Below are 1943 nucleotides of genomic sequence, written 5' to 3'. Positions count from 1 at the left end.
GATTTTCACAGCAAAAAAGACAGGGCTCCGCCTGTCTTTTTCATTTACCGTTCCGAGAATCGAGCACCCTGCCGTTTTGCCACACTGCGGTAAATCTCTCTAAGCGTAAATTCGCCCCGCATAAAGTAATAAATACTAAGCGGAAGGAGCGCCGCGTACTGAATCAGATGGAGCAGCACGGAAAGAATCGCTTTCTGAAATGCCTGTACATCAAATAACGAGAGCGAATAGATGCAGGCGTATTGGAACACGCCAATCCCTCCAGGAGCGGACGGAATCAGCATAATCAAGTTCGTCATCACGATAACCACCAGGCTTGCCGCCCAAGCCGTCATGTCATAAATGCCGACCGCCATCAGGCCGAAGACGGTAGACAAATAAACACATCCCCAGGAGCAAATCAAGTAAAACAGCGTACGAATAATAACCAGCGGCGAGCGCAGCACCGCAAACCGTCCAAGGAAACCGAACAGCTTGCGCATAAAATCCGGCGTTCTCTCCGATGCCGCCATACGGGCACGAAACCGGAATAGCAGCAGTAAAGCCGCAACACCGACTGCGATTCCCACCACCATCAGATTGCGAATCACCGCAAGTTTGGCTTCTACTTCCGATTCAAACGGAACAAAAAACGCTACGCTAACAGCCAGCACAATCAGAATCGTTACGTCAAGCAGGCGCTCTAGCATAAGGTTGACGCTGACAACGCCGTAATCACGCTTCACCTGACTTATGGTAATAATGCGAATGGCCTCACCCATCCGAAAGGGTAGCAGCATATTCGAACCGTTCCCCATACAGACGGAAGCGAACATTTTGCGAAGCGGAACATCAGGAGCAAGTCCCCTCGTCCAGGACAAGGCCCGGAACCATTGACTTACCGCATATGCGAATACTGCAAGTATCACATAGAAGTAATGAACCGGATAATGCAGCAGACGCCCAAGATTTAAATTTCCGAGATTTCGATACGCCAGAAACAGAAACAGACACGTGATGGCAATACCAACAGCAAGCTGTATGTACTTACCCTTCATGTGGCACTTCCTTTAGCTTATTATAGACACCGTTCCAATCGTTGGCCCGTACCTGTAAAGCATCCCGGAACATTTTCCAGGAATCCTTAACAATATGCACTTTGGAATCGACGGAATGCCTGAGATTCACAGGAATTCTCTCAATATGATATCCATATTTACGAGCCAAAAATAACATCTCGAAGTCAAATCCAAAGCCCTGGATAGTCAATTGCGGAAAAATTATCCGTGTCGCCGCACGAGTAAAGCCTTTGAATCCGCATTGGGTATCCGGAATATCCAGGCGCAGCACCGCGTTGATAAACCGCGAGAACATAGCGGAAGCGATCTTACGGGACAGCGGGTACGGCACATCCGATTCCGCCTGATATAAATCGCGTCCTCCAATGACGAGATCCGCTTTTCTGGTATAAAATACAGAAAGCGCTTCGGTAATGCTTTCGAGCGGGTACGGCAAATCTGCGTCCATAAAAAATATATATTTCCCCTTCGCAAGAAGCATGCCGTGCTTTAATGCCATTCCCTTGCCCATATTTTTCTTTAACGAAACGATCTGAAGACAAGGATGGCCGAATTCTTCGACTACAGCCACCGTGTGATCGGTGCTGCCATCATCGACAACAAGCACTTCATAGCCGGTAAAGTGGTTGTCCATAAAAGGCATAACCATCTCAAGCGTGTGCGCAATTCTTTTTTCTTCATTGTATGCCGGAATGACAAGCGATAATTCCATTTCCGAACACGTCCTTTTTCTTGGCAATACTGGAGGTATAGCTTCTCCACATAGATAATAATTATACCTAAAAATATAAACGGTGTATATGGTACCGATCGACTTTTCTCCCACCATAAAACCACCATGACCGATTAGCCACAACCCCGGCATGAAAATGAGGGGAAGGACGG

Annotated in this window: 2 protein-coding genes; both read right to left on the bottom strand. The window is 47.5% G+C overall.

The genetic code is table 11. The features are described from left to right. Positions 1–44 precede the first annotated feature (44 nt). The gene (locus tag ADA01nite_RS16695; RefSeq protein WP_146811410.1) at positions 45–1037 is read right to left on the bottom strand and encodes a lysylphosphatidylglycerol synthase transmembrane domain-containing protein; all 993 of its coding nucleotides are present in this window, start codon (positions 1035–1037) and stop codon (positions 45–47) included. After that, entirely contained in the window at positions 1027–1770 is a 744-nt protein-coding gene (locus ADA01nite_RS16690; RefSeq protein WP_170230336.1) for a dolichyl-phosphate beta-glucosyltransferase, read from the bottom strand. Before ADA01nite_RS16690 ends, ADA01nite_RS16695 begins: the two co-directional genes overlap by 11 nt. Positions 1771–1943: the final 173 nt, after the last annotated feature.

The sequence above is a fragment of the Aneurinibacillus danicus genome (assembly GCF_007991215.1).
Lineage (GTDB): Bacteria > Bacillota > Bacilli > Aneurinibacillales > Aneurinibacillaceae > Aneurinibacillus > Aneurinibacillus danicus.
This window is presented reverse-complemented; position numbering and strand designations above follow the sequence as displayed.

What these genes read in the sequence shown, in the direction of transcription:
- ADA01nite_RS16690 (WP_170230336.1), bottom strand. Translation starts at nt 1,770, where the DNA reads ATGGAATTATCGCTTGTCATTCCGGCATACAATGAAGAAAAAAGAATT.
- ADA01nite_RS16695 (WP_146811410.1), bottom strand. Translation starts at nt 1,037, where the DNA reads ATGAAGGGTAAGTACATACAGCTTGCTGTTGGTATTGCCATCACGTGT.